This is a genomic window from Arthrobacter sp. Hiyo1 (assembly GCF_001263615.2).
Classification (GTDB): domain Bacteria; phylum Actinomycetota; class Actinomycetes; order Actinomycetales; family Micrococcaceae; genus Arthrobacter.
Window position 1 is genome coordinate 64,072 of sequence record NZ_DF952471.1, and the last position, 2,715, is coordinate 66,786.

Here is a 2,715-nt window from a genome sequence, read left to right on the forward strand (position 1 = left end):
AGCCGCCCACGGAAGGAGGCTCCGCCGTCGTGCTCGACTCGAAGCTGCCGCTCGACTTCGATGCGCTGCTCGGCGATTCGGGCCTCATCGACCCAGTGGCGCTGGCGGGGGTACAGGACAAGCTATCGGCCGGGATGATTTCGCTCCCGGTAGCGCAAGCCGGCAAGCGCTTCATCCTCAAGCTCAATGCTCCCGAGTTCCCGTTCGTGGTGGAAAACGAGTTCCTCATGTTCCGTTTTGCCCGCAAGCTCCGGATACCGGTGAGCAGCGTGCAGTTGGTGCACGACGTCGGCGGGCGGGCGGGGCTGCTCGTCGAGCGTTTCGATCGCCTCACCGAGCCGACGGCGCTCCCGTGCGCCTCGCCGTCGAGGACGGAGCCCAAGTGCTGGGCCTGTACCCCGCGGACAAGTACAGCGTGCCGTTCGGTGAGGTTTGCGCGGCGCTGGCGGCACACTGTTCCGCACCACTCCCTGCCTTGCGGAACCTCGGCCTCCAGCTGCTTTCGCCTGGTTAAGCGGCAACGGCGACCTGCATGCGAAGAACGTGTCCATGCTTCAGTCGCCGCAGGGCGAATACACCGTTGCCCCGGTCTACGACATCCCCTCACAGTGGTCTACGGGGACAAGACGCTCGCGCTGGGCATCGGCGGCAAGAAGAGCGGAATCTCCCGTAAGCACTTCCTTGCCTGGGCCGCGAAGCTCGGCCTGACGGAGCGCGCAGCGGAAGGAATTTTGGGACTCGCGCTCACGGCCTCGGGCCCGCTCATCGCAGAGCTCGACGCCGGCGCCTCGCCTTTCGGGCCGCTGCAGACGAGGGACTGGATCAAGGAGCTAAAGCATCGGCGAAGGTTGATGGGCGGGTAGATTTCCCTGCACCGGGCGTCAAAGCGGCAGTCGAACTATCGCTTATTGCGTACCCGTTAACACCAACCCGATCGTGGCATAAAGTAAGGGCACCAAACGGTATCTGCGCGGCCCGCAGACCAGCGGAGCGCGGAGTCAGCATTTCCATTCGTACACAAAAGGGAGACCCTCATGTTGCTTTGGATAGCCATCATTATCGCTGTTCTCTGGCTTCTCGGCTTTATCGGCAATATCGGCGGCGGGTTCATTCACCTGCTTTTGGTCATTGCCGTGATCGTCCTGATCTTCCACTTCCTCCGGGGAAGATCCCGCGCCTAAGTACCGGGCGTTCGGTCCTAGGTTCAAGCGCATGGCGACGCTAGGCTCGCTCTCAGAGGCGAGATGGGCTCGCCGCGAGCCAAGGGATTGAACGTATGGCACAGCAGGCCGGACACCAATCGACATCCACCACGGGCACTCTTCCGCATTCACGCTCGTATCTGAGACCTACACGGTTGCTCTCTCAAAGCGAGCGGGAAAAGCTCCACCCATCGGTCCTGGCGGAGGCCGAGCGCCGGGCCGCAAGCATTCAGCTTCGAGTCGCGGACGCAATTACGGCCTTCGCCGGATCGATGAATTTCGTCTACCTGCACATTCTGCTTTTCGCTGTGTGGATGCTCGTGTTCGAGCAGAGTCCGTGGCCGACGTTGACTCTGATCGTCTCGCTCGAAGCGATCTTCCTCTCGACCTTCGTCATGATCGGACAGAACCGCCAAGCGGCTTTCCAACAGGTGAAGGCCGACCATGACTACAATGCCCAGGAGCATCTGCTCGAAGAGAACACCGACCTCACGCGTGCGATTCACGAGCTCACCGCCCAGATCCACCAGCGGGTCTTGGCGGAAGTCACCGCATCCACCAGCAGCTCGGCGTCCGCAGCCAGCCCGATACAGGATGACCCGACCAAACCTTAGGTAGGCGGGAACTGCCGAGTCGGACCGCTAGTCGGCCAATCGGTCCATTTCGGACAGGAGATCCGGGTTGATGCGCTGCAGGACCAAGTGGATTTCGCCACGGGGCACAGCCCTGTAAAGCACTTCCCGGGCGTCTGCGTAGCGAGTGGTGGCCGCCTTGTCCGGCCATTTCTCGGCGAGAGCCCGCACGCGCTCCGGCACGGAGTTGTGGGCGTTGCAGGCGATCTTGACCAGGGTGGCGTCGTGGTCCTGTGCGATGTGCAGGACCACGGCTTCATCGTTGTCCGAGTCATCTTGGAAGCGGCGGGTTACGCGTTCGATGATGCCCACGGCACGTTCGGAAACGCCCATGTCGAGCAGCGCCTGCTTGGTAATCGGTGTGTCCTTGGCGATGTCGTGCAGGTAGCCAGCGATCCGGATGTCGTCGTCGAAATCGGCGAGCGCATCCCCTACAGCCAGCACGTGCTCGCGATAAGGCCGCTTCAGCTTGTCCTTCTGGCGATTGTGCGCCACTTCGGCAAGGACCATGGCTGTTTCAACGGTGAATCTCGGTTCGGTCATGGCTTCATCCTACTGAGCCAGTTCGGTGACTGCCTTCCGCACGGCGGCGCTCAGTTCGAGGTTGCGGCATCCGGCTCCGCCGGGTTCGGCCTGTTGCGGCACGTACCCGAAAGCGAGTTCATACACGGGGTCAGCGAATCCCAAAGATGCGCTGGCGCCGTCGTGCCCGAACGCCCGGTAGCTCCCGTATGGCGAGCGTGCATGCGATTTCATGAACACGGTCCCAAAGCAGCTGGTCTCGCCGAACACGCGGTCGATGCCGAAAACCTGCTCGGCCGAGACAGCCTGTATGGTCTCCTCGCTGAGGAGGGGCGCGACGGCGGGCCGGTCGCCTTCGG

4 protein-coding genes and 2 pseudogenes are annotated in these 2,715 nt (G+C 62.5%); 4 read left to right on the top strand and 2 right to left on the bottom strand.

Annotated elements, in window-relative coordinates; all coding sequences use genetic code 11:
• Positions 1–134: 134 nt before the first annotated feature.
• The 4 genes and pseudogenes from AHiyo1_RS26685 to AHiyo1_RS11885 form a co-directional block, all read left to right on the top strand.
• Positions 135–275: pseudogene (locus AHiyo1_RS26685) on the top strand (type II toxin-antitoxin system HipA family toxin); the annotation flags it as partial.
• Between the two features lie 274 nt (positions 276–549).
• Positions 550–708, top strand: coding sequence for a hypothetical protein (locus AHiyo1_RS26690; RefSeq protein ID WP_253257330.1), 159 nt, complete (start codon positions 550–552; stop codon positions 706–708).
• 326 nt (positions 709–1,034) lie between these two features.
• Positions 1,035–1,181 (top strand): lmo0937 family membrane protein, encoded by a 147-nt coding sequence (locus AHiyo1_RS11880; RefSeq protein WP_113990647.1) that lies wholly within the window; start codon positions 1,035–1,037, stop codon positions 1,179–1,181.
• Positions 1,182–1,276: 95 nt separating this feature from the next.
• Positions 1,277–1,816, top strand: coding sequence for a DUF1003 domain-containing protein (locus AHiyo1_RS11885; protein WP_084784483.1), 540 nt, complete (start codon positions 1,277–1,279; stop codon positions 1,814–1,816).
• Positions 1,817–1,843: 27 nt separating this feature from the next.
• Here the strand turns inward: AHiyo1_RS11885 and AHiyo1_RS11890 are convergent, their stop codons facing one another.
• Together AHiyo1_RS11890 and AHiyo1_RS11895 are read right to left on the bottom strand one after the other, a co-directional pair.
• Entirely contained in the window at positions 1,844–2,377 is a 534-nt protein-coding gene (locus AHiyo1_RS11890) for an HD domain-containing protein (protein ID WP_059388702.1), read from the bottom strand.
• A gap of 9 nt (positions 2,378–2,386) precedes the next feature.
• Positions 2,387–2,715, bottom strand: a pseudogene (locus AHiyo1_RS11895) (serine hydrolase); the annotation flags it as partial.

Excerpts from the sequence above, each read along its gene's own strand:
- AHiyo1_RS26690 (WP_253257330.1), top strand. The coding sequence starts at position 550 with ATGCTTCAGTCGCCGCAGGGCGAATACACCGTTGCCCCGGTCTACGAC.
- AHiyo1_RS11880 (WP_113990647.1), top strand. The coding sequence starts at position 1,035 with ATGTTGCTTTGGATAGCCATCATTATCGCTGTTCTCTGGCTTCTCGGC.
- AHiyo1_RS11885 (WP_084784483.1), top strand. The coding sequence starts at position 1,277 with ATGGCACAGCAGGCCGGACACCAATCGACATCCACCACGGGCACTCTT.
- AHiyo1_RS11890 (WP_059388702.1), bottom strand. The coding sequence starts at position 2,377 with ATGACCGAACCGAGATTCACCGTTGAAACAGCCATGGTCCTTGCCGAA.